The organism is Psychrobacter sp. H26, assembly GCF_059073035.1.
This window is the reverse complement of the sequence record NZ_JCACRW010000001.1, coordinates 560,910-587,120: the sequence shown is the minus strand read 5'-3', so window position 1 is coordinate 587,120 and position 26,211 is coordinate 560,910. Positions and strand designations below refer to the sequence as shown.

The 26,211-nt window shown below is 40.6% G+C and carries 21 protein-coding genes; 14 read left to right on the top strand and 7 right to left on the bottom strand.

Going from position 1 to position 26,211, the window contains the following annotated elements:
• The gene (ybiA, locus tag AC5JPT_RS02435) at positions 1-1,059 is read right to left on the bottom strand and encodes a riboflavin biosynthesis intermediates N-glycosidase (protein ID WP_493856966.1); all 1,059 of its coding nucleotides are present in this window, start codon (positions 1,057-1,059) and stop codon (positions 1-3) included.
• A 1-nt stretch (position 1,060) separates the two neighbouring features.
• Positions 1,061-4,402 carry a glycosyltransferase family 2 protein gene (locus tag AC5JPT_RS02430; protein WP_493856965.1) on the bottom strand — a complete coding sequence of 1,114 codons (3,342 nt, stop codon included), beginning with the start codon at positions 4,400-4,402 and terminating at the stop codon, positions 1,061-1,063.
• Between the two features lie 947 nt (positions 4,403-5,349).
• Here AC5JPT_RS02430 and AC5JPT_RS02425 point away from each other — a divergent pair.
• The 7 genes from AC5JPT_RS02425 (at position 5,350) to AC5JPT_RS02395 (ending at position 11,158) form a co-directional block, all read left to right on the top strand.
• On the top strand, positions 5,350-7,188 hold the full coding sequence (locus AC5JPT_RS02425) for a DUF262 domain-containing protein (RefSeq protein WP_493856964.1): 1,839 nt from the start codon (positions 5,350-5,352) through the stop codon (positions 7,186-7,188).
• Complete coding sequence (locus AC5JPT_RS02420; RefSeq protein ID WP_493856963.1) at positions 7,188-9,773, top strand: GmrSD restriction endonuclease domain-containing protein; 2,586 nt, start codon at positions 7,188-7,190, stop codon at positions 9,771-9,773. Before AC5JPT_RS02425 ends, AC5JPT_RS02420 begins: the two co-directional genes overlap by 1 nt.
• Positions 9,766-9,909 (top strand): hypothetical protein, encoded by a 144-nt coding sequence (locus AC5JPT_RS02415; RefSeq protein WP_493856962.1) that lies wholly within the window; start codon positions 9,766-9,768, stop codon positions 9,907-9,909. Before AC5JPT_RS02420 ends, AC5JPT_RS02415 begins: the two co-directional genes overlap by 8 nt.
• Before the next feature lie 42 nt (positions 9,910-9,951).
• The gene (locus AC5JPT_RS02410; protein ID WP_493858416.1) at positions 9,952-10,119 is read left to right on the top strand and encodes a type I restriction endonuclease; all 168 of its coding nucleotides are present in this window, start codon (positions 9,952-9,954) and stop codon (positions 10,117-10,119) included.
• 62 nt (positions 10,120-10,181) lie between these two features.
• Positions 10,182-10,481, top strand: coding sequence for a hypothetical protein (locus tag AC5JPT_RS02405; RefSeq protein ID WP_493856961.1), 300 nt, complete (start codon positions 10,182-10,184; stop codon positions 10,479-10,481).
• Complete coding sequence (locus tag AC5JPT_RS02400) at positions 10,478-10,660, top strand: hypothetical protein (protein ID WP_493856960.1); 183 nt, start codon at positions 10,478-10,480, stop codon at positions 10,658-10,660. The genes AC5JPT_RS02405 and AC5JPT_RS02400 overlap by 4 nt, the downstream gene beginning before the upstream one ends.
• A gap of 21 nt (positions 10,661-10,681) precedes the next feature.
• Complete coding sequence (locus tag AC5JPT_RS02395; RefSeq protein WP_493856959.1) at positions 10,682-11,158, top strand: M48 family metallopeptidase; 477 nt, start codon at positions 10,682-10,684, stop codon at positions 11,156-11,158.
• A 69-nt stretch (positions 11,159-11,227) separates the two neighbouring features.
• On the opposite strand, the gene AC5JPT_RS02390 is transcribed toward AC5JPT_RS02395, so the two are convergent.
• The 4 genes from AC5JPT_RS02390 to AC5JPT_RS02375 all read right to left on the bottom strand — a co-directional run bounded on the left by AC5JPT_RS02390 (position 11,228) and on the right by AC5JPT_RS02375 (position 13,386).
• Positions 11,228-11,839, bottom strand: a complete 612-nt coding sequence (locus AC5JPT_RS02390; protein WP_493856958.1) for a hypothetical protein — start codon at positions 11,837-11,839, stop codon at positions 11,228-11,230.
• Positions 11,840-11,956: 117 nt separating this feature from the next.
• A complete protein-coding gene (locus tag AC5JPT_RS02385; RefSeq protein ID WP_493856957.1) occupies positions 11,957-12,400 on the bottom strand; it encodes a DUF1810 domain-containing protein in 444 nt (147 codons plus the stop codon).
• Positions 12,401-12,450: 50 nt separating this feature from the next.
• On the bottom strand, positions 12,451-13,125 hold the full coding sequence (locus tag AC5JPT_RS02380; RefSeq protein WP_493856956.1) for a hypothetical protein: 675 nt from the start codon (positions 13,123-13,125) through the stop codon (positions 12,451-12,453).
• Between the two features lie 27 nt (positions 13,126-13,152).
• Entirely contained in the window at positions 13,153-13,386 is a 234-nt protein-coding gene (locus tag AC5JPT_RS02375; protein ID WP_493856955.1) for a WCX domain-containing protein, read from the bottom strand.
• A 498-nt stretch (positions 13,387-13,884) separates the two neighbouring features.
• Here AC5JPT_RS02375 and AC5JPT_RS02370 point away from each other — a divergent pair, with 498 nt between their 5' ends.
• Together AC5JPT_RS02370 and AC5JPT_RS02365 are read left to right on the top strand one after the other, a co-directional pair.
• Positions 13,885-14,721: a Csu type fimbrial protein gene (locus AC5JPT_RS02370; protein WP_493856954.1), complete on the top strand. Its 837-nt coding sequence runs from the start codon at positions 13,885-13,887 to the stop codon at positions 14,719-14,721.
• A 732-nt stretch (positions 14,722-15,453) separates the two neighbouring features.
• Positions 15,454-16,350 (top strand): 3-hydroxyacyl-CoA dehydrogenase, encoded by an 897-nt coding sequence (locus AC5JPT_RS02365; RefSeq protein ID WP_443526617.1) that lies wholly within the window; start codon positions 15,454-15,456, stop codon positions 16,348-16,350.
• Positions 16,351-16,600: 250 nt separating this feature from the next.
• Here the strand turns inward: AC5JPT_RS02365 and AC5JPT_RS02360 are convergent, their stop codons facing one another.
• On the bottom strand, positions 16,601-17,374 hold the full coding sequence (locus AC5JPT_RS02360; protein ID WP_493856953.1) for an IclR family transcriptional regulator: 774 nt from the start codon (positions 17,372-17,374) through the stop codon (positions 16,601-16,603).
• Between the two features lie 242 nt (positions 17,375-17,616).
• Here AC5JPT_RS02360 and AC5JPT_RS02355 point away from each other — a divergent pair, with 242 nt between their 5' ends.
• The 5 genes from AC5JPT_RS02355 (at position 17,617) to AC5JPT_RS02335 (ending at position 26,072) form a co-directional block, all read left to right on the top strand.
• Complete coding sequence (locus AC5JPT_RS02355; RefSeq protein WP_493856952.1) at positions 17,617-18,798, top strand: iron-containing alcohol dehydrogenase; 1,182 nt, start codon at positions 17,617-17,619, stop codon at positions 18,796-18,798.
• Between the two features lie 74 nt (positions 18,799-18,872).
• Entirely contained in the window at positions 18,873-20,363 is a 1,491-nt protein-coding gene (locus AC5JPT_RS02350; protein ID WP_493856951.1) for a CoA-acylating methylmalonate-semialdehyde dehydrogenase, read from the top strand.
• A gap of 237 nt (positions 20,364-20,600) precedes the next feature.
• A complete protein-coding gene (locus AC5JPT_RS02345; protein WP_493856950.1) occupies positions 20,601-23,108 on the top strand; it encodes a CoA transferase in 2,508 nt (835 codons plus the stop codon).
• A gap of 96 nt (positions 23,109-23,204) precedes the next feature.
• Positions 23,205-24,848: a BCCT family transporter gene (locus AC5JPT_RS02340; protein ID WP_493856949.1), complete on the top strand. Its 1,644-nt coding sequence runs from the start codon at positions 23,205-23,207 to the stop codon at positions 24,846-24,848.
• A 402-nt stretch (positions 24,849-25,250) separates the two neighbouring features.
• Positions 25,251-26,072, top strand: coding sequence for an alpha/beta fold hydrolase (locus tag AC5JPT_RS02335; protein WP_493856948.1), 822 nt, complete (start codon positions 25,251-25,253; stop codon positions 26,070-26,072).
• Positions 26,073-26,211: the final 139 nt, after the last annotated feature.

Genomic DNA, 26,211 nt, shown 5'->3' with positions numbered 1-26,211 from the left:
CTATTCCGCACATAGTTGCGCTTCTTTATTGAACTGTAGCTGATTACGCAATTGCATTAACAGTTCACCTAACCGATTCAAGCCACTACCATCTTCTGCATCGCCCCAATAACTGTCATTGATCGTATGTTCGGCTATGTGATATTGCTGGGTTGATAATAATAACGCTTCAAGTTCAGGGTTCTGAGTAAATTTGGCTGTAAGTGCTTGCAGCATTATATCTTCCTTCATGTTATGCCAGTTAGGTTTTAGGTGTTGTGATTCTAACTGCTTAGCCATTTGTTTGGCTAACATAGGACTTGCTGCACAGCGTATGCGCTCTTGCAATGTATGATCTCTAAATTTTTGTGCTTGGTAAAAGTGCTCTGTTGTCGGCCAAATTTTATTATGCAGATATATGGCATGTTTTGAAAAGTTAGAAAGCTCTCCCCAGGTTTGGTCTGAATGGTAAAATAAAATAGAGTTAATATTGTCATATTCGACACCTAAAGGCAGACAGTGCCCCAATTTTTCGTTTTTACTTTTCAAGTAATCTATATTTTCAGGCCTTATTTGTGGATGTGTATTAAGTAGTTCTACTTCGATTCCTGCTTGTTCTAGTGCGCGTCGTTTACGTGGGTTGTTTGATACCAAGCGCACTTGTTTTATTTCCATTCCTTTTAGCACATTTATAGCTGGTGCATAGTCGCGAACGTCTTGTTCTAAACCCAGTGCCTCAAATGACTCTGCTACATCTAAAGCTTCACTCTGCATTTTGTATACTGCTTGAATCTTATTAGAAAGGCCCTGTCCACGGCCTTCTTGATGTAAGTGGAAAATTATCCCACTTCCGTTGTGTGCCATTATCTTCATGGATTCGCGCAATTGGTCGGCACAGTCACAGTCCCTTGCTTCAAATACTTCAGAGGCTAGGCAAGAAGAATGTAATCGCAGTATTGGTTTACTTTCTAGTTTATTGATATCACCAAAGGTGACTACTCGTAACATTTCGTTGCCAGTATCGTACATTCTAAATGTGCCGTGTAGTGTTGGGAGTTCGCAGTAATCTTTAAAAGGCATTTTATTCTATTCTCTCGAGGGTTTTCTGATGTGCTTTTGCAAAGCGGTTACTCTGCGGCACTATTTGATTTAAAAATTCGTAAATATGGCACTCGTTCATTTGTTGAACTTGGGTTTCTAATTTAGTAAAAGTATCTGGGTTAAACGAGCTAGCCAAGTATTTATACAACTCGCTTAGTTCTGGATATTTGGATAAAGCTTGCGTTAAACCATTGATTCGGTAAAAACTGAGCCTTAAACGTGAAAGACGAGTGTTGTATTCTGATTTGGTTGCTTTCCATACCTGGCTAATCTCAATATCAGTAAAGACCAAGTTATGTCGTTCGTTGTTTCGTAGAAATTCTTGCAGCCCAGCATACAATGCCGATCCCATGATTTCATCCTGTACTTTACTTAAATTCAAAATTGGTTCGTGCTGTATGCGCCCAGTATGTTGAACAGGAAATGGCGCACTTTTAATAGTTAGTCCATGGTAATGTTTATTGACTATTGCCCAGACCATGTCTGAACGGCGAGCTTCACGGCCGTTAATCTTAAAAATTAGGTTAGGCGTTTGTATTAAGGCTTTAGCGTTTAGTACAAAGGTGTTGCCTCCACGGTTTACCGTATCTTTTGCTGCAGCTAATGGAGATGTTGAACATGCTGGAACAATACCACGAGTGAGCGGGAAGCCCGTGACCAATAAAGGCGCATGTGCAATCAATCGAGAGCGAGCTTCAGTGACGCTTTCACCTTTGTAGGCGGGCTCAAGCCAAAATGGTGCTTCGATATGAGCCGTATGTTTACGAGATAAGTCATAGTAATAATCAGGATACTTATCTCGAAGTATTGTATTTTCGTGGCTGCGATCAGGCAATTCGATATTGTTTGGTAGTTTATCAAGCCAGCGTAAGTTATGAAGCAGATCTACCAATTGGCCACGTAGACCATTTAATGGAGGATTAGGCGATGAGCCTTCGTATTGTCCGATCACTACATCGACATCTGCTTGCTTAAACACTGGTAGCCAAGCTAGAAACTGTTTGGCTCGGGCATCTAAACGCATATCGTCATCGAGGATCCAAGCATAGTTATTTGGAGTCATTGTACATTTTAAACCAACATATTTTTGCAGCATGCTCCGTGCATGTGCAATTCCCACCTGACCTTTTGGTCTTTTTGCTAAGTCGGAACTAAATAGGCCGCTTGCAGCATCTTCTATCTGTTGTGTTTCGCTTATTATTTTTATATCACCCAATGGCCTTTTGCTGAATGAAAGCGTTTCTTTCACAGAAGTATCTGAGCAACCGTTGCATAGTACTATGGAGTTTATACTGGATAAAAAATCACATTGTGCAAGATCAGCAATACTATTTAATAATGGCAATAACTTATGCGCATCACCGGTAATCACACCAATAGTTATAGCAAATGGCTTGGATGGTTTTTCTAGTGGGGCAAATGGCAGCCATGCCTCCTGTGTTTGTTTGAGGTTACAATCAATACCAGTTAATTTTTGACGAAATGCTTGATAGCCCTGCATTTCTGGGAAATTTATTGTATGCAAAGATTGGCGCATTAAGTGCTTGAGATTTGGATGATCCACATGATGAATAGTCAGATAAGCCCTCCGAGCCATGTGTTCGAACCCTAATTCATTCCATGGGCGAATATCCGCGCCATAATCAATCAGTTTCACTTCACCCTGGGTTTTTATTAAGTTTTTCGGGTGCATGTTATTGCATACAATTCCTGCTTTGCTGCAACTGTGTAGCAAATCAATCACTTGTTCGCAGTTGCCACCTTGATAAGGGTGACTATTTTCAAAAGGATAAGTGAGTACCACAGTTTTTCCATCTGATATAACTTCGTCAAGGGTATACAAACCAGGTAGATTGTACTGTTGTGAACTGAACCATTTTAAAAATTTGATTTGCTCAGTAGGTATGTGGGTTTTCCAATAGTCAATGCATTTAAAAATACGCTGACCATCTGTCATAACAACAGCTTCAGAGCCGATACCAAGTAGTAGAAGCTCGTGAATACCAAATAGCCTTCTAATACGATCATTAGCTGCATCAATGCGGCATTGTTTTATTCTATTAATGAGTGTCGCATGCGGTTTAATAAAGAGCTTATTACAGCGGTTAGTACATAAATGACGAGCGCCTAAGTCCATTAGTATTGTTGATAAATCGTTCTCGCTTTCAATAGACCGTTGCTTTTGAAAGTCACCATCTCTTAATACCCATGCGCTATTACCAATAGTTTCTTTGGCAACAAATGCTGTGGCTGTTTCAATACACGTTTGCTGAGGGCATAAATTATAGCAAGTAACTCCCAGTTGATTCATCCGCTCAATAAACGCACGCAAATCAATCTGATCTAATTTTTTAGTTGTGGTCAAAACGATATTGAAGCTAACCAGACTTTTTTGACCTAAATGATGAATTTTTTCAATAGCTCGCTCTAATTGGTTAAATAAAAGACTTCCTAATTCAACGCCAAGAGTTAATGCGATTTGAGATTCCTGTTTTAGTATTGGTTTTGGTAAGGCTTCTGGCTGCCAGAAAAATAGGCGCTGTGCGCGTTCAAGGAACGCGTTACTTTGATCAGCGCTCATACGTCCATGGTATTTCTGCCAAAAAACTGCCAATCCATTATTCTTGGCTAGTGAGTTTGGTGTACTAAGGCGTTGACGGTCACTATCAGCATAGTGATTTAGTAGTAGTTTTTTTATATTGCAGTAGCGTGTTGCGTCTAACTCACAAAGGCGTATACACAAATCTCGATCAGTGCAACTTGATAGCTGCTCATCAAAACCGCCTGCCATCAACATAATATCTAGTGATAAGAATAGGTTAGAACCTTGAATACCTGGATTTCCGCACAAGAACAGCTCTTCATTTAGTGAGTCAGGAGGTATACATTTGATAGGCTGTTGTTCATTATCTTCATAGCGGTAAAATCCAGCTGCCACCATATTGCAATGCTGTGTGATTGCTAGCGATTTGCAGTTTTCTAAGTAGTTAGGATGCCATTCATCATCATCGTCAAGAAATGCTAAAAATAGTGAACTGAAATCCTGTTTTTGTTCGTTGCTAAGGTATTCTATTGCCGTATTCCATGCTCCACTAGCACCGACAGTTCGCTGGTTTAATAAATATTTAATATGGCAATTAGTTGGTGGGATAGATTCGACTATCAGTCTGTTTTGACACTGGTTTTGGTCAGCAGAATCGTCTACAACAATAATATAGCTCGGTGATATGGACTGATTTAATACTGAGTTTATAGCTCGTTGTTTTAGTAGACTAGGTCTGTTTTTGGTCGCAATAATCACTGCTATCTGTGGGGCGTTCACACAATACTCCATTGCTAATGAACAACTAGCTTTTATACTTGCATAGTAAGGTTATAAAGCTTCTTGTATTAATAGGCTAGTAGTTCAGTCAAAACTATTAAATATTTTTACTTTCATGTCATTAGTTAGCACTCATACGGATTACAACTACATAAAAAGAATTACTAGTGATTTTATACCCCCTTTCTAATGCGTAATGGTGCAATGGCTTACAAATGTCGCAGTGCCTAAAAAAATGTAACCATATACAATTATTGTTTACTTATCAATTAATTTGCACAAATCCAGGATAATTGATAAGTAAACAATAACTGTGCAGGATAAGGATCCACAGTTAAACAAGATCAACTTTTGTTAATGTGTAGTTATGACCCCTGCCATCAAATTCTTAAAGTTAAACTTGGACTTGGACTATTTTAGTTACGCAGCCTGACGATAGTAATCAAACCATACTTGTTTTGGCGATTTACAACTTAAACCTTTTTTAACTCTAGTTTACTCATAATCAAGCTCAATATACTTAACAATATCTTTGATGGCTATGGTAATGACTGAGTCTGTCAGAATGCCAAATCAGCTCTTGGATGGGTCGTCTACTCTTAATTGCCATATTGAGTGCACGACAGACTAAGTGTACTATTACACGCTTATTGATAGTCAAGCCAGCTATTTTGAGCTTTTGCATAATTAACTTATATGTATATATTTAAAGAATATTAGATGTGATTACCTATAGTATTACGGGTTTATAAATAGAATTTGTAGATATACTGATCACTAATCAAAATATGAACACACAGTATTAGTAATCTATCTAAGCCTATTTATATAAGGCTTATACCAAAAATTGCTAATAATAAGATTTTTCCAGATGGCTTTGTGAAAATTAGGGTTTGACTGGCAAAGTGCAGTTGGAGCATTAAAATTATAATAATAAGGATCTAGGAATGTCGGATAATACATTAACGTTAAAAACCATTGGTAGTTTATTGCAAAAGAGGTTCTACATTCCTGCTTATCAACGTGGTTACCGCTGGAAAGAGCAGCAAGTGACTGACTTATTGGACGATATAAAAGAGTATTATTTGAAATCCAGAAATAATAAGGATGAATCGTTTTATTGTTTACAACCTATTGTCGTAAAGCAAAAAGATGACAAGACTTGGGAAGTTGTTGATGGACAGCAGCGCTTAACCACTATTTACATTATTTTAACGTGCTTATTGGAAGCTAATAATGAAGAGAACATATCTCGATATCATATTAGCTATGAAACAAGAAAAGATTCAGCTCGATTTTTGAAAAATATTGAGCCAAATCAACACGAAAATAACATCGATTTCTTTCATATTTACGAAGCTAAAAAAGCTGTTGAATCATGGTTTAAAAGTCAAAAAGAAATAGATAAGTATGAATCCATACAAACCCCTCTATTAAATCTAGATAATAGAAGTGTCAAAGTTATATGGTACGAATTAGGTGACTTTGAAAAGTCAACTGAGGTCTTCTCTAGACTTAATATAGGTAAGATCCCCCTCGTTAATGCTGAGCTTATAAAAGCGCTGTTCTTGAAAGCTAGTAATTTCTGTCTACCCTCAACATCTGACGATGAAAATCTTCATCATCTTCAAAACCTTAAACAGTTTACAATCTCTCAAGAGTGGGACTCGATCGAAAAAAGCTTTCAAGACGATGCGTTTTGGTACTTTTTAAATAATGATGATCTCGAATCCAATAGGATTGAGTTACTACTTAACCTATACGCGACATCGCTAGATAGCACGGGCATAGAAGACAGTGACAAACTGAAAACTTTTTTACTGTTCAATAATCTACTTAACGCTAATGAGGTAAACGTAGCTCAAGAATGGCTAAATATCAAACGGCTCTTTATGACTTTAGAAGAATGGTTTAATGATCGCGAGTTATTCCATCTTATTGGTTTTCTAATCACCGAAGGAGTAAAGATAAATAGTGTTATAACGATAAGCCAAAAGAGTCAAAACAAACAAGATTTCCGTAAAAAACTTATCAGCGAGATATTTGAGCTTTCATTTAATCATAAGTCTTATACCACATTATCTAACGATGATACTCAACAACGCATAAACTACTATCTATCATCAGAGCTTACTTACGATACTAAATACTTAAAAGAACTCCGCCGTATTCTACTGTTATTCAATATCGTAAGCCTACTTAGTAACTCCAAATCAAATTCACGTTTTCAATTTGATAGATTCAAGCGTGAAAGCTGGGATGTTGAGCACATACGCTCAGTAACCTCAGACATGCCTGACAATATAAATAGTCAAAAGAGTTGGCTAAAAGACGTCAAAGAATACTTAAAACACTCACAGACTGATGTAAAAGACGCTACAGATAATAATAACGAAATATTATCTATTAGTAATGACATTAATCAGATCTTACAAGCCAAGACATTCAATCAAAAGTCTTTCGAAGATATCTATAAACACATCATAAAACTCTACGACCCAAATGATGAGGAGATAGTAGATAATTCTATCGGCAACCTAACTTTGCTTGATAGTCATACCAATCGCAGCTATAAAAATGCAATCTTTCCTATAAAACGAAAGCATATTATTGAGCTAGATAAAAAAGCCATATATGTTCCTTTATGCACCAAAAATGCTTTTTTGAAGTATTACAGTACAAATATAGACAAGATGCTTTACTGGAATTCAAATGATAGAGATGACCATCAAGAAGCAATGATAAACACCATGACTGAATTTTTTGCAAAATCTGGAGCTCAATAATGGAAAATGGAGAAAAGTTAACCTTTAGCGAGCTGTTCGATAAAGTTAGTATTGTCGAGATTCCGATTATTCAACGTGACTATGCACAGGGGCGTCAAGAGCAATCAGAGGTTCGAGATACTTTTTTAAACTCTTTATTCTCAGCGCTTACTATAGATAAAACTAATAGCGATAAACAGACATTAAATTTAGATTTTGTATATGGTGATATCGATAATCACAATACACTTTCAGTGTTGGATGGTCAGCAACGCCTAACAACATTGTTCTTATTACATTGGTTTTTGGCTGTAAAGCATAAACACCTAGTAAAGTTCAAAGAGCGATTTAGCCAAGATAATAAGTCTCGCTTTACGTACAAAACCCGACCAAGCTCATCTGAATTTTTTGATGCTTTAGTATCGAATGATGACATTGAACAGCGATATCATAAAATAGCCAGCAAACACAACTATAGTATTCACGAGTTAATCAGTGACAGTACTTGGTTTTTCTCAGCTTGGAGACAAGATCCGACCGTACAAGCCTGCCTAAATATGTTAAAGGCGCTTGAAAACAGGTTTGAATGCTGTGATAGCGATTTATACCTACGGATGATGGATAGCAATAACCCTTATATCACTTTTCAGTTCCTATCATTAAGTAAGTTTGGGTTATCTGACGAGCTGTATATCAAAATGAACGCGCGAGGCAAGCCCCTCACTCTATTTGAAAACTTCAAAGCTAATCTGCAACAGATTATCAAATCCTTCTCTGAAGATGCAACTAATTATAATTTAAAATTTAGAGAGAATAAGGTTAATGCTTATGAGTATTTCATTCATAAGATAGATACAGACTGGGCAGATCTATTTTGGACGTATCGGACTGTTGGTGATAATCCTGATACCTATGATGATGAGCTTATGAACTTCATTCGCTTAATCATAATATACCAATATATTATCGATACTAAGAACAATGATAGTAAAATTGAAGATAGGCTCAATACTTTTTTTGCACAAAAAGCCAAGTTGCAGCACTTAACAATAGCTCAGTACATTGAATTAAATTGTTTTACACCTGATTTTGTAACTAAGTTCATTCATCTTTTAGACTTACTAGATTTAAATGACGATCATAACCATCATCTCAAAACTTACTTACCTGACACATATAATGAGACACATTATTCAGAAGTATCTATGTTCAAAAAAGTACTAGCAGATGATACCAGTTATCCCGAAAAGCTACGATTCTATGCTTTTTATCGTTTTCTTTCAAAAAAGCTCAGATCAGCTAACAGCGTTAATGCTGATGATATTCAATCTGAGCTTGTTGAATGGGTACGTGTCATTTATAACTTAACTGAAAATACTATTTTTAATACTTCAAAAGACTTCTTAGAAGCTCTGCTATCCATTGAAAAACTAAGTGGGTTTAACTCTCCTATTTTATATACGCTAACTCATAGACCTGGGTTAGCCTTGAGTAGAATCTCAGAAGATCAGCTTGTTGAAGAAAAGATTAAAGCACATTTGATATTAAGATCAGATCAGTGGAAACAGGCGATTCTAGAAGCTGAAAAGCAGCCATTTTTTGATAGTGATAAGAAACATCAATTCTTTAACGGTCAAATCGGTTTCCTACTGAATTTTTCAGGTATTTTAGAATATTACAGAGAGCATGGTGATTGTAAGTGGGAAGTAGATCAAAACAGCATATATTTTACTCATTTTGAGAAATACGCCCAGTCAGCGAGAGCCATTTTTGACCTACTTCAACAAAACTCCTCAGACATTGGCTATGTATGGGAACGCGCTGTACTAAGTAAGGGAGTATACTTTACTAAAAAAGGGTACGATCGTTATAACTTATTAAGCAGTCGCTCTACTAAACATAATATCGATCGTGATCATAGTTGGAAAAGACTACTACGTATTGGCTCTGCTTATATGAAGCGAGAAAAAACAAGTGCCAAAATCGAAGAAAGACAGTCATATGTAAAAGCTGTATTAGACGATACCGACTTCGACGTTAATAATGTTAGATATTCGCTACAAAAAATCTGTGACAAAGCGCTGGCTAATAATAGTTTAGTTAAATGGCGCGAACATCTGATACAACATCCTGAGCTCTTCAAGGATTGTAAGCAAGGGTTCATTCTTAGGAATGATGATGAGTTTGTTTTATTTAAAGAAGCCCAACGCAACCATACGCAATATGAGCTTTATACCCGTGTTATTGGAATCAAACTGAACCAAGACAAATCCTTGATACAACCCTTCCAAGACCTTAATTACCAGGAAGTAATGACTAGTACCATACCTGCCAGCCTAAAAATAGAAGGTTGGCGATATGCAGGAAATGAATATCACTTCGAAATTTTGAAAGAGCCAAACAACTTTATAGTGCTGTTTAAAAATAGCTCATTGAACGATTACCCTCAAAAAGTTACTGATATACTTGAAATCAATGGACTTCAACGCAAACATATCACAGACGACGAAACAGGCTATGAGGTTAGCTCATTAACAACGGTAGATGATGTGATTAGTCAGCTTACTCAAACTTGTAATTCATTGAGGAGTATTGAGAATGAGTAATGTCAACGTTATAGAAAGACTCATGCAAAACCGTGTCGCACGCTTTTTCACTAATATGCTAGGCTATCGCTATTTGGGTGAATTTAAAGATCAAGCCAACAACTGCAATATCGAAGCTGAGCTATTAGAGCAATAGCTGGCCGCCCGTAAGGGTTGCCCTATCTTAAGATGATGCGCTATCAACAGGCTGCCGCACTCGTTAGTAGCCTACGGCGTTAAGGAAAAGGAAGACGCAAGCGAACGATTCGAGAACATCAGCCTTATTGATTGGAATAACGTCGACGCCAATGACTTTGCTATTGCTGAGAAAATCTCAATTACTAGAAAGAACAAAAAAAATCCATGATATCGTCCTTTACGTCAACGAGTTTGCTTTAGGCATCATTGAGCTAAAATGTTCTAACATCAATGTCGCAGTTAACGTGTAAAGTAATCAATCCGACTGGCACAGCAAGCGGTGACTCGTATCCTGAGACTATTAACACTCCTACTAAGCGCGCACTATATGACAACTTGGATCAAAATGAGGACTTAACAGATAAAGTAGACGCTGCTATTAGGCTCAGTAAACAAGCAGATTGGCAAGGTCATCTAATTAAGGAACGGCGAATCACAAATGCTGTACATCAGACCGTCTCCGAGTATCAAATTGATATCGATATCGAAGCGTTGATTGACTTGGTTAAAGCACAGCAGAAATATCAGTGATTGTTCAGTCAGCCCTTATTAAGATTGGTGAGTTAGATATAAATCTGACTCGCAAAGATATTAAAAACCTACATATTAGTGTGATGCCACCTGATAACATGACTGAGACGGCCATTCGCATGGCTGTTATCTACCGTATACCTTGGATTAGGCATCAGCAGGCTACCTTTACCAAGTAAGAGCTCCAATCGGCTCGAGAGATGGTAAATGGTGAAACGCATTATCTATGGGGCAGACGCTACCGACTTGAAGCGATTGAGAGTGATACCCTCAAATCTCAGACAATCAAACTAAAGAGCAGTAAGCTTATCCTAACTGTAAATACAGGGCTATCTGATGAAGTAAAACTTAAGCTATTGACTGAATACTATCGTGGCCGACTAAAAGCTAAAGCACTCGATCTTATCGATAAATGTTCGAAGAAAACTGGCGTCACTATCAGCGATTGGCAAATCCAAAAAATGAAGACCAAATGGGGCAGCTGTAATATAGAAGAAGGCAGTATACGGCTTAACTTAGACCTGGCCAAAAAACCACTGCTTTGTTTGGAATATATTATCTTGCATGAATTGCTACACTTCAAAGAAAGGCAGCACAACGATAGATTTAAGGCCCTGCTCGACACTCACATGCCCGATTGGCGATCTAGACGGATTTACTCAACCAAATGCCATTAAACCAAGAGAGTTGGAAATATAAAGAGTAGTCCTTTAATTATAGACTAACACTTAGATCTGAGCCTATACCTACGTCTCAGCATACATTGCCCTTAATCGAAAAGAGTTAGGCTCATCGCTCATACTTGTGCAGGAGTCCATATATAATTCATCAGTCATAATACTCTTTTCAATAAAATCTATTATATAAGCAGTACTATCTAATGAAGGGCTTACGCTACTCTCTATACCTAACAATAGCCCTTTGATATTAGGATTTTTAGGGAGCTGACTAACGATCTCATTTGCTGCTTTTTTTGCCATATCTGTCTCAAATCCATCTGCTACATGAGTTTGAGTAAATTTATATGATTTCTCTCTTTCGAATAAACTTTTGATATCGATAACATCGATAGCTATTGAGCCACGTGGACTAATATTCAATAACTTAACTACTTGATTTACGTCTTCAGGCTGACACCTAACAATGCCCTCTATAATATCTAAGCGATCAAAATCCATATCATCTATTTGCAATTCCACTAAAAACCAAGCTTCTGACTTCTCTTTTAGCTCTAGTAGCGCCTGCTCATTCCAATCCTCGCTGATAATAAAACAACCAATAACAGACTTAGGGTAACGATCCATAATTTGTTGGTATAGGAATGCATTAGGTGTTTCATCTATATACGATTCGTCCATATGGTATTTCATCGTTATACTCACTGATAATTAATGTTTTCTAAAATGGTTAGAAGTATCAAATTTTAGTGCTGGTTTTAGTGCTGGTTAAATCTTATTCAGTTTTGTTTACTTAGATTACTGGTCATTGATTTGCTTTAATATTTCTATAGTATTTATATCGTAACTACCAGCAAAGAACTGGTATAAAAGCTGCTCAAATACACATTTGTTACCAGCGGCAAAGGCAAACAACGTTAGCGAAGACTGCAGCTTCAGATTGTCCGGTGAACCAAAGATATCTAAAGCGCTTTTTTCAGGGTGCAATAGTAATAATTCAGCGCACTCTATTAACCGTGCTCCAAGGACCTCATGCTGCAAATACGCTTTCGCTTGCTCCAGACTTTCTATTGCAAATCGTCGAGCTCTTACACTGTGCCCTAACCCTTTCACCTGTGGAAAAATAAACCACATCCAATGTGTACGTTTATGTCCTTGGGTCAGCTCTTCAATCACTTGTGAATAGATAGCATCTTGAGCTTGGATAAAATCATCAAATAAACCTTTATCTGTCATTGTCATTTTCTGCACTCCTTACGATTTAATTAATGAGCATTTGCCTACCTGCCACGCTAACCAGCCACATATATCGCCCCCATCCAATAATTGTTAGACTTATCAATTATCCTATTGCCGTAAAACACTTCTGCATCATCAGCAATCCGACTTTCAACAGCAGTTGTGATACTAAAAAACTCATCAAGAGATAGCTTATGATCGCTTTCAATATCAAGCATCATATACTGAGTACTAAGACCTTCAGGAATTTGATTGAGCAGATGATTAACGGCATGCTTTACTTGTTCTGAGTCTGGCTGACCAGTTACAGTATTCTGTATAAATTTAGCAGTCTTTTCAGCCCCGCAGGATGTTTTGATATCACTAACATCTATACCAACCTTATCCCGATCAGATAGTACTGATTCAAATACGGTTATTACCTGCCCGACTTCATCCACTTTGCAAATAATGATCCCGTCTATTACTTCGAATCTATCAATTCGCTTATCTGTGATTTGTAACGCAAACAATGTGCAACCGACTTGTTGCTTTAACGCTAGCAGTGACTGCTCATCCCAGCCATCTTCGATAACAATAAACCCAACCTCAGACAAGAGGTAGCTATCTGATTGTGGCGTATATAAAGTAGCTAAAGGTATGGGCTTTATCTGAAGCTCATCACTACGTTCTTCGTTAATATCGTTTTTTGTAGTCTGTTTATCTGTACAAATACTATCTGCTGTCATACTCAGCTCCTCTTTAAAGTGAAATCATCAATTACGGTTATAAAGCTGCATCCCACTTTCTAGGCGCTCAAGAATAACTACCTTTAGCTCTAATGGTTCAATGACGACGGACAATTGCGACATACTTACCAGCCAATCTTGCAGACGAGTAGTATGAGCAACTGTAGCGCTGACTTGTTTCCAAGTGTCATCGATAATAGTAATCTTCTGATCTATCGATAATGGACGCTCGTAAAGATGCTGACAGGCATACCTTTGCACCTTTAAAACTAGTTTAATTTGGGTGTCATCGGTCGGCTCTAACCTACCTAGTTTGCGCAGATTCAGTAATGAAAAGGCATCTCGACCTACTCAGTCAGGTATTGGCTTATTTATGACTACTGCCTTGGTAATACGGTTGACTGCAAAATTGCGATGGTTTTTCTTCCCATTTATTTTGATAGCGTATTTGTAATTGACAATTCTGTCGCAAAGCTTGATGAATACTGACCTCTGCTGTCAAATCCGTAGATATCACATTGAGGGATTATAATTTTAAAGAATTTTTCAATGCTAGAATAGACCAATAATCTAAACTATAACTTGTTGGGTGATAAACACCTCAATATTATGGTGTCCGAAATATCATTAACCTATCCATTACCATGAAATTTTTTTACTCTGATGATTCGAAAATCACCTAAATGCTATGGTTTATATAGTGCAGAAGACTGCGGTATGAAATCCACTTTTCTCAGGTGGTGTTGTTAATATTGGGGTTTGAACTACAGATGCACTAATAGTGGCTCCGCAGGATATGTATCGGTCTGTCTTGCGGTAGATGGTGGCAACAACAACAGCACTTACCCTCCGCGTTACATGAAGAATGGGGCTGTCGATTCAAGCTTGGCTTTTACTATGACATTGCCAGGAAATACTATTTGGGGTACCCGCAATTCTAGTGGTTCTGAATTCAACTCAGGCTCACTCGCCATTGCCGAAAACTCATTTATCTCAGGCAGTGTAGCTATTAACATTTCTCTGCTCTCAAACTATGACAACGCTCTCGCAACATCCGGAACCTACACCAACGATTTCAATGGTAGTCAGACCGCATTAACGTTTAAGGCTAACGAAATCTCATCTGGCCTTGATTGCTCAACGGGTAATTTAGGAGTAGATCAATTCCCATTTACCGTTCAAGCGACCGTAATTCCAAGCTGTTTAGTTACCTCTACCACTGACGTCAATTTAGGTTCTCATTCTGCAAATAGAAACAATATCATAGGCAATAATTCTAGTGCGATTGGCGTCACTTGCACAAATGGTGCACCCTATAATATTGGCTTAATGCCATCCAATAATAATATAGATGGTGCTGGCATGATGAGTGGTACTGGTAACAATACTGATAAGATACCTTATCAATTACGTTCAACTGATGGTGAAAGTGGAGATATATGGGGAAACACCGCCACCTCGAATAACGTCGGGAATGGCGTAATAGGTACTGGCGATGGAACCTCTCAACTAAAGACTGTCTACGTTACTGTTCTCAGTGCCGACTTTCGGCCTGATAAATACTCTGACATTGTAAGCATTCAAGTCAATTATTAATAGCTTCTACTTTACTAGTAGTTCTAACATTATAAAGGCTGCTCTATTTTTCGTGCTCAATATATACGTCAATATTAAAAATATATAGGTATAAACAATATTTCTTGTAAGCAATATTTGCTTATTTTTATAGTAGAGCCGCTATTCTAACGACATATAATTGTTGTTAAATATGTTGTTAAAATTAATTATAAAATTGCTGTATAGGTTGGTTTTAAAGACTCTTAGACTCATAGCCTACTCTTGGTGGGCGCACCAATCATAGTACTTAGACATAATCTTATCTCAGCCTGTTTTATCCCGCTCATATTCTATGGTTCTCTTTGTTGACTGCCTATCACTACCCAACAGCACTAATGCCCACTCTTTTATCACCATTAATTTGGTAGCGAATCACTAATACATGGCTTAATACCCATACCACCCTTTTCCCTCCTCCATAACTTTATTAGTAGTTTTTTGATATCGATAGTCATTAAAAATATCGTTACGATATCAATCACTACAAAAAAATAAGTCATAAAAATTATAATATCAAAAGTAAGCTGTTGAATTGTTTGACAATATAAAAGTCAAGATAAGTTCGCATATTGGGTACTTAACTAGTAATACTTTCGGTACACTGATAAAAATTAAGGTTGAATAATCGCGCAAAACAATCTAATAATAGGTTTGTAGGTTCTAGACATTTATCTAGCAACTTATATCCACTATTTTTAGGAAATGACTACAATGACGTATAAGAATGTAACTGTCGCGGGAAGCGGCGTCCTAGGCTACCAAATCGCTTTTCAAGCCGCGTTTCATGGTTTTAATGTCAGTGTTTATGACATCAATGACGAGGTATTAGAAAAGGCAAAATCAAAATTTCAATTGATGTGCAAGGCTTTTCGAAAAGACTTGAGGGCAACCCAGGAGCAGTTAGATAAAGCCTTTGACAATCTGAGCTATACTTCAGACTTAGCTGAAGCGGTCAAAGATGCTGATCTCATGATTGAAGCCATTCCAGAAATCCCCAAGATCAAAATCGAATTTTATGAAAAGCTAGCCAAGCTCGCCCCAGAGAAAACCATATTTGCCACCAATACTTCAACCTTGCTTCCTAGCCATTTTGCAGAATCAACAGGGCGCCCTGCCCAGTTTTTAGCGCTTCATTTTGCCAATAAAATTTGGATGCACAATGTCGCTGAAATCATGGGACATCCTGGCACAGACCCTCAAGTATTTGATGATGTTGTTGCTTTTGCTACTGCTATTGGTATGGTGGCAACGCCGCTAGATAAAGAGCAGCCTGGCTACATCATGAATAGTTTGTTAGCGCCTTTTATAGATGCAGCTTTACAACTGGTTGCAAAAGAGGTTGCCGATCCGCATACGATAGATAAGACGTGGATGATAGTCACTGGCGCGCCGTCAGGTCCATTTGCCATATTGGACACTATCGGTATCAACACTGCCTACAACATCACCAAAATATCTGCTGAAGCCACTCAAAACCCGGTAAGGTTCAAGGCTGCTAAGTATTTGAAAGAGCAATTAATCGATCAAAACAAGCTAGGGTCTGCAACTGGTGAAGGATTCTACACTTATCCAAACCCTGCCTTTATGAATCCTGATTTTTTGAAATGATAAAGAATATAAACTCTGTTAAATAAAGCCGTAACTCTACCAGTCATCGCTTAGTAGACTATTAGCTTGGTAGACTGGTAAAGCTGCACTGATGACTATTTGAACAAACAAAGAACCCTTGTAGATTAAATACTACAAGGGTTCTTTGTTGTCTATACCTTGAGTGGTACTTTTTTAAAGTATCAAAATTCACTGCTCTGCTTTATTAACTACCGATGTCATCAACTACTCAATGTCATCAACTGCTGACCTATTCATAATTTTGGTTAAAGATAACAGACAATTCACTCGCGGCTTCTTGCATCAACGGCACATAGCTGAGTAACTCATCCATACTTTTTCTAACGGTTGGACCATGAGTAAATAGCGTAGCAAATGCTTGCTGCTCACCATTAGGAATCATCACCGCACAGGCGACCATCCCCGGAATAAACTCTTCGTTATCTATACCCACCTTGGTCTCACGTGTCTTTACAATTGTCTGCATGAGTTGCTTTTTATCCGTTTGGGTATGGGTCGTAAGCGCATGTATCGACATCTTTTCAATGATGCGCTCACATTTGTCATCTGACAGCTGTGCCAGCAGCAACTTGCCACTGGCACTGGCCCACACGGGTACATGAGTACCGGACGGTAGAAATATCTGTAGTGGCCAGTCTGACATGACGCGATCAACATACACCACATCTAAGTCTTGCAAAATCGCAATACCAACTGTCTCCCCTATCTTCGCTGATAGCTCATTTAGTATTGCCAATCGCTCATTTTTAAAATCACTGTTTTGCAACAAGTTCATAGCAAGCTTGTACGTGCGCTTTCCGCAAGTGACCTTTCCTGGCAGGTCTAATTGAATAAATCCAAGACTCTGCAATTGATCCAATAATCGATACATACTGGGTACTGGCACCTCTAGGGTTTCTGACAAATCACTGACACTCATTGGTCTTTGAGAGCTTGCCAACACCTCTACAATCTGTAAAACACGTTCAACACTTGATCCTTTCTTCTTCTTAGCCTCACTCATTAATTACTCCAAAACTTTTAGCTGACGCTCAGCAAATAAATTTATTCATTATAACGATAAAATTTATGCTTTTGCGTCTTGTCATCATAAACATATTCTGTTACCTTTCACATAACGAGAAAATATTTATCGTTATGTGAAGTTTAATTGTTAGGTATACATTATTTTGTCAGCAGCTCATACGACCAATAAACAACTTAGCAAGCTGATAACGGAAGTCATTCATACAAGGATTAGTAACTATGTCGCACAGTATCCTTCTGCCAAGGACCATGGAGATCGGACGCGATGCTTGCCAAAAGCTACCGCAGATATTAAAGAGTTTAGGTATCAAAAAACCCCTGATTATCACTGACGATATGATGGTCAAACTTGGCTATGTCGATAATATCCAAGCCATTTTAAAAGAAGCGAAAATCAGCGCTGATGTGTTTTCGGACACCGTTCCAGAACCTACTGAGATGTCTATCAGCGCAGGTGTCTCGCAAGTCAAAGCGCAGGACTATGATGGTCTTATTGCACTAGGCGGCGGCAGCCCTATTGATAGTGCCAAAGCTATCTCAATACTGGGTAAGTTTGGCGGGGTCATGCGTGACTATAAGTTTCCTCGTCAAGTAGATGAGACGGGACTGCCTATCATCGCCATACCAACCACTGCGGGTACAGGCTCAGAAGTCACTCGCTTTACCATCATCACTGATGACCTCAATAACGAAAAACTGTTGTGCGTGGGTATGGGCTTCATGCCTATAGCAGCGATTATCGACTATACCCTAACGCTTAGCGTACCGCCGCGCACTACTGCAGATACAGGCATTGACGCGATGACTCATGCCATCGAAGCGTATATCAGTCCCAAACGAAATGCCTATAGCGATCAGCAAGCATTGGCGGCACTGCGTCTGATTGGACCCAATATCCAAACGGCTTATCATGACGGCAAAGATGACACGGCCCGCGAGACCATGATGCTCGGCTCTACCTTGGCTGGTATCGCTTTTTGCAACTCTTCAGTTGCGCTTGTACATGGTATGAGCCGTCCGATCGGTGCGTTTTTCCATGTGCCACATGGTCTATCGAATGCCATGCTACTGCCAACGATTACCGAATTTGGTATCTCAAGTGCGCCCGACCGCTATGCTGACTGCGCACGTGCATTAGGCGTCGCTGACTCTAGTGATACAGATGATGACGCCAACACCCGTTTAATCGACTTTCTCAAAAACTTAAACAAAGAATTGCATGTGCCCACATTGGCAGAGTTTGGTGTGCAGCGAGCCGACTTTGACAAGCTCGTCAATACCATGTGCGAGCAAGCATTTGCATCGGGCTCACCCAATAACAACCCACGCATACCCAATTTAGAAGAAATGATTCAGCTTTATACCATGCTGTGGGATGACAGCAGCACAGATCACGCCTAGCACTCTGTGATACCAACATTACACCCATTTACTATCGACCACCCAATAACACACCTGTTTAAAGGACATAAACTATGCAAACTATCGGTCATTTCATCAACGGTAGCTTAGTCAACAATGACAGCCAAACTCAAGACGTCTACAACCCTTCAACGGGCGATGTCAGCAAAAAAGTTGCGTTAGGTGGTGCAAAAACCATCGGCGAAGCGGTCGCTGCCGCCAAGGCTGCCTTTCCAGCGTGGAGCAAAACGTCGCCACTAAAACGTGCACGCGTAATGTTTAAGTTCAAAGCATTGCTCGAGCAAAATGCAGATGAGATTTGCCGCCTGATCGGTGAAGAGCATGGCAAAATCGTCCATGATGCGGCAGGTGAGCTACAGCGCGGTATTGAGAACGTCGAATATGCTTGCGGTGCACCTGAGTTATTAAAAGGGGAACACAGTCGTAATGTCAGTACAGATATAGACTCTTGGAGTGAATTTCACCCATTAGGTGTTGTGGCTGGTATCACACCATTTAACTTTCCTGCCATGGTGCCACTGTGGATGTTTCCGATGGCGATCGTTTGTGGTAACACCTTTATCCTAAAGCCATCTGAGCGTGATCCAAGCTCTACGCTGTTTATTGCGCAGCTGTTGCATGAAGCAGGGCTTCCGGAAGGCGTTATCAACGTGGTCAATGGTGGCAAAGAAGCCGTTGATGCCATTTTGCATCATCCAGATGTCAAGGCTGTCAGCTTTGTCGGCTCTACCCCTATCGCTGAATACATCTATACGACCGCAGCAGCACAAGGCAAACGCTGCCAAGCATTAGGCGGTGCAAAAAACCACGCGATCGTGATGCCAGATGCTGATTTGGATAATGTCGTAACCTCATTACTTGGCGCAGCTTTTGGCTCATCAGGTGAACGCTGTATGGCATTGTCTGTCGCTGTGGCTGTCGGTGATGAAACCGCGGATAAAATGATTGCCGCTCTGCAGCCAGCTATCGATGCACTCAAGTTCGGGGTTCACTCAGAGAAGAATAACGACTTTGGTCCTGTCATTACCAAGGCACATAAATCTAAAGTCGTCGAGCATATAAAGAGTGCTGCCGATCAAGGTGCCACCTTAGTTACAGATGGCTCTGATGTACAACCAGAAGGTCATGAAGATGGGTTTTTTGTTGGTCCAACGCTGATTGATCATGTCACAAAAGACATGGACAGCTACAAGTCTGAAATTTTTGGTCCAGTACTGCAAGTCATGCGCGTACAAACCATGGCCGAGGCAATACAGCTTATTAATGACCATGAATACGGTAATGGTACATGTATCTACACCCGCGATGGTGAGGCGGCGCGTCACTTTATTGACAATATTGAAGTTGGCATGGTCGGTATTAATATCCCGCTACCCGTACCCGTAGCATCACAAAGCTTTGGTGGCTGGAAACGCTCATTATTTGGCGACTTGGCCATGTACGGACCAGACGGCGTGAGATTTTTCACTCGACGCAAGACCGTCACTCAGCGCTGGCCGAGCACGGCAGTGAGAGATGAAAAGCAATTCTCCATGCCCACTTAACCCTATTACCTCTTAAGAGCACCACCTCACCATTGCTCTCAAAAACATTACATAGTATGTCAAAAACTGGTGCTTGCGTCTTACCCACATCACTCGTGGATAGATAGCGAGCACTCTGACTGTGTCAGTTTGATGGTCTCTTATGTCAGTTTGATGGCCTCTAGTGTATCGGCTATCAAACCCCATGACGTTCTGGCTTTTTGTAGTAACACCATAATATTCTAAGGATAGATAACTATGCGAGAAACTTTTGAATTACCCCTCGTAGGTGTCAAAGTCATCGATTTTGGTCAATATATTGCAGGTCCTGCTGTTGGCATGATGCTTGGCGATCTCGGCGCTACCGTGGTTCATATAGACCCGCCGTCAGGTCCAAAATGGCACAGCCCGGCTAATGCCGTATTAAACCGCAATAAATTAGTGCTAAAAATCGACCTTAAGACTGCTGAGGGAGTAGCGCAGGCTGAAGCGTTGATCTTGGAAAGTGACATTGTGATTGAAGGCTTTCGCCCTGGAAAAATGGCAGAGATGGGACTCGATCTGGTAGCACTGCGCAAAAAACGTCCACAGCTGATTGCCTTATCAATTCCCGGGTTTGCCTCAAACGATGAAAACCGCCGTGAGCTTCGCGCCTATGAGAGCATCATTTCAGCAAGCTCAGGGGTATTTACTGACATGGGTCTCAATCGCGTACTCATGGGTATCAACCCGTCATTCTCGCCGCTACCGCTACCTTCTGCTTATGGCGCTATGCTGGCAGGTTCTGCCGTTGTCTTTGCTCTACAAGCTCGTGAAAACACAGGGCTTGGCGACGCCATTGAGGTTCCACTTGCAGCGGCTGTTATGGAAGGTCTTTGTTACAATTCGATAGAAATCGAGGACTTGCCTGAGCGTTATTTGACTCAGCGTGAGGTTGAGATTCAGCGCCGCCGTGTCGAAGGTATTCCAATGAACATGGGCTATGAAGAGCTACAAGAATTGCTAGATCCTTTTTATCGCAGCTATATGTGCAAAGATGGGCGCATGTTTTACGTGGTATGCCCTAGCCACAAACATCATGCAAAGCGTTGCCTAGAGGTTTTAGGGTTGTACGATGAATTAATTGAGGAAGGATTAACTGAAGAGGAGGATACTTATGTACCTTCTAGTCAGTGGCAGTCTGATACCTCGCTTGGTGTTTATCCGATGCCAAAATACTGGGCAGATCATATCGCTGAAAAAATGAAAGGCGCTTTCTTGAAACGCACCTCAAAAGAGTGGCAAAAGATCTTTGGGAAACGCGGTATACCTGGGGCGCCCCAACGTTGGCTACAGGAGTGGATCCATGATGATCATGCCGAAACGACGGGACTGATGATCGAAGTCGAAGACCCCACCTATGGCAAAATGATTCAACCAGGCCCAATTGTGTGGCTTGAAGAGTGCGGCGAACAAATGCTGCAACCCAAACCGCCGATGCCTATAGATTTTGATAAGGCTTTTAAAAAACTAAAGAGCATCAAGACCAAGCTGCCTTCAGTGAAAGACAGTGATGAGACCTATGGCTGGCTAGATGGTATCAAAGTTCTTGATCTATGTAATGTAATTGCCGGACCGCATTCAGCAGCTTACTTGGCACGGTTTGGTGCAGAAGTCATCAAGCTCGATCCTGCGTCACCACTGTACGATAGCTGGAACACCGTTATTTACGGTATGTCTCAAATGGTAGGCAAGCAGTCGATACTTGCTGATATTCGTTATGGACAAGGACGAGACGTATTCGAGCAACTGGTTCGTTCAGCTGATGTCATTGTTTGGAATGCAACAGACACACAAATCAAAAAAGTGGGATTGGATACTGAGGGTTTAAAAGCATTAAATCCTGAAGCGATCTTCTGCAAGCTAGATTGTTTCAGTGGTGTTCGCAAAGGTCCATGCAGTGACTTCATTGGTTATGATGACGTCGTGCAAGCATCTACTGGCATCATGTTACGTTGCGGCGGCGCTATGGATACGCCTGAAGAACATGCGCACGTCGGTACCATCGATGTTATGTGCGGTTTTGGCGGCGCAATGAGCATTGGGGTTGCGCTCTATCAGAAGTATCGCACAGGTCAAATTGGGCGTGGTCGCACCTCGTTAGTCGCAAACAGCGCATTGCTGCAAATTCCATACTGCTATGACTTTGAAAAACGGGGGTTGTTTGAGGAACCCTCAGGCAGAGAGACCAACGGTCACGATGAATTGACGCGTTTTTACTACACCTCTTCGGGGAATTATTTGCTACTGAACGCTTATGAAGGCGACGTCAAAAACTTTGAGAAAGTCGAAGGTTTGGAAGGCTTTAGCCAGCTCGACAAAGACGATCGCGCGGCCTTCTTATCTAACATTTTCCAAAAAGCACCTGCTCATGATTGGATAGAACGCTTGCAAGCAGCTGATATTGCGGCGGTCATTTGTGCAGATATCAATGCGTTGCGTGCCGAATACAGTCACCCTGCAGACAACACGCCAGGCACTGATCGTGGCAGTTATTCTTTCTCAATTTATGAAGACCATCCAAGTGGTCATAGAGTTACGCAGCTTGACCCCTATGCCATTAGACCCTCTAATAGCAAAATATACGCGCTTTCTAGACCTGAAAAGTTCGGCAAATCAACCCGCCAAATCATGCTAGATCTTGGCTATAGTGAGGCGGACATCGAAGCGGGTATCGCCAGTGGCAGTTTGAGTGACAGTTGGGGTGATGAGTTTTTACCAAGTTAAATCAAAATTTAGCCTACAAAAAAGCACCAAGTGACCCAAAGGATTGTGGAACTTGGTGTTCACTTAAGCAAAGAGATATCATCTAAAGGATTAGTCATGAGATATAAAAACAAACCCCCTTTAACCAAACTGCCCATAAAAGTCGCAACCAAAGGCTTTTATGAAGGGTTTAACAAAGACGTTACCATCACCGCTAAAATATTACTTGGCCTACTCATTGTTTGGGCTGTCATATCTCCTGAAAACTCGATGACCGTATTGGGTTCGATCAATAGTTTTTTACTCAACCACTTCTCGACATGGTACATCTTAGCCGTCGCTTTTTTCTTGATTTTAGCGATGCTTTTGGCATTTATTCCGCGCTATGGCAAGCTGATTTTAGGAGATTCAGGTGACACGCCTGAGTTCTCTAATTTTTCATGGTTTTCTATGATCTTCGGCGCAGGCATTGGTGTGGGTATGTTGACCTTTGCGACCGCAGAGCCCATGTATCATTTTGCCAATAATCCTGAAGTCATCAAAGGCATGGCAACTGGTTATGATGCTGATAATGTGCGATACGCCTACAAGTGGGCTTTTCTACATTGGGGCTTTAGTGCTTGGATTTGTTATTCCTTAGTCGGTCTGTCGATGGCGTACTTTTCTTTTCGGCGCAAATTACCGCTTACTATCCGTTCAGGACTTGCACCGTTATTTGGCAAAAGACTCTCCGGCAGGCTTGGTGATGCAATCGATATTGTCGCCGTTATTGCGACTATTTTGGGCGTGGCTCAGACACTAGGATTTGGGGTTGAGCAGTTTGTGTCTAGTATGCACCGTGTCGGTATGGGCGATTGGTTAATCAACACTGATGGAAAATCGTCAGCAGCAGCGATTATCGTCGCGCTGGTTGTTATCGTTGGCGTTGCCACACTCTCAGCACTTTCTGGTCTCGGCAAAGGGGTTAAATGGCTATCCAACCTAAATATGGGTTTAAGTGTTATTCTCTTTGCATTTTTCTTAATCTTTGGTTCAACATTCTTTGGCTTACAGTCCTTTTTCGTCGGTTTGTTTGACTATGTTGTCGCGTTGCCTGAATTGCTCGTGACTGTTTGGCAGCCAGATGGTACCCCTGTTGGCGAAACGCTTGCTACTTGGCAAAAGGACTGGTCAGTGTTTTATTGGGCGTGGTGGATTGCCTTTGGTCCCTTTGTTGGTGTGTTCTTTGCCCGTATCTCACGGGGTCGCAGTATTCGCGCTTATCTACTTGGTACGGTCGTTCTCCCCGCGCTCATGTGTTTTATTTGGTTTTCAATTGTGGGCGGTACCGCGATTGACTTAACGCTAGGTGGTACGGATGCTATCTCAAGCGTAGGACAGGAGTCTCAATTACTAGCGATGCTCGATGTCATGCTCTCGCCAACTGCTGCTTGGGCAATGGCCTTGTTGGTTTTAGTGTTACTCCTAACTTACTTAGTGACCACGTTAGATTCAGCCATTTTGGTCATCAATACGATCAACTCAGGCGGTAACGAAGGTCCAAAAGGTCGTCCACATATCATTTTTTGGGGCGTCATATTGGCATTGGTTGTTGGCGTGCTCCTGATCAGTGGTGGCTTAGGGGCGATCAAAACCGCAATGGTTATTGGTGCCCTGCCCTTTAGCTTTGTTATGGTACTGATGGGCATAGCGCTTATAAAAGCCATTCTCTACGACACCAGTCACGATAACGTGGACAACATAAAGTCAGTCGATGAATAATAATGCTAAAGCGCATCATGTGATACTGCAAGTCGCCTCAATGTTTCTATCTTGAGGCAACTTGATTGATCGTTCAACAAATCAATAACGGTTGACGTACAAACCCATAACGGCGAAGGCCATAATATTTTTAGCATTAATGTATTATGGATTTCGTCAGGTTGGTTTGTCTTACGTCAACAAGGTAGCTCTTGATAAAATCATGCTGTCCTATATTTTTGCCACCTCACGCTCTTGTTATTTCAGCAATATTACTGTTTGGCAAGACTGATGGGTTTGGTGTTCTATTGAGATGGAACAGTTGATCGAGCATAGAGAATGATAGTGAGATAAGACCATACACTTCCTGAATAATCACTTTACAAAACCACGATTACTGATATTCATCTTTAGGAGAATGGTATGAGCACTAATATAACAAGAAACAGTACATATATTGATGGGCATGAAATTTCATTTTTAGAGCAAGGTTCTGGCAGTCCAGTTATCTTGTTACATGGTATTCCAACCAACAGCCTTATGTGGCGCAATATCATTCCACAGCTTGCCAAAACACATCGTGTCATCGCCCCTGACCTTCTCAATTACGGCAAATCTGCGAAGCCAAAACGTGCTGACGTATCTATCAATGCTCAAAGCAGCATGGTGATAAAGCTCATGGATGCGCTAGGTGCGCGTCAAGCGGATGTTATTGGGCATGATATTGGTGGAGGGGTTGCTCAACTGATAGCACTCAGCTATCCAGAAAAAGTTCGCAAGCTTGTATTGATCGATAGTATCTGTTTTGATTCGTGGCCTATCCCAGATTTTGAGCCGCTACAAGAGCCTGGCGCTGAATCAGACATGAGTTTAGAGGACTTTGTTAGCATGATGCATGGTTTTATGCCAAAAGGCGTAGAAGACAAAAACGTCATGACTGATGAGCTAATTGAGACTTACGTTAAGCCTTGGTCAACTGAAGACGGTAAGCAGGCGTTTTTCCGCAATCTGAGACGGTTAAACAAAGAATATACTCAGGCCATTACTGACGAGCTGCGCAATCTACCTCATCAGACCTTGATACTGTGGGGTGATCAAGACCCTTTCCAAAAACCAAAATATGCGCCAAAACTAGAAGAGGCCATTCCAAATGCTCAGCTCATCTGGATCAATGACGTTGGTCATTGGCTGATTGATGAAAAACCAACTGAGATTGGTGAGCACCTTATTCAATTCCTTGGCTAACGTATGAGCGGTAAATAAATATACTACCCTACCCGACAGAGCGCTGTACCAAATAGTGATGACATTATGCTATCTGGTACAGCGCTCTATTATATGGCTCACTTTTTCCGATATGGCTATTTTCGGCATTGCTTTTTAT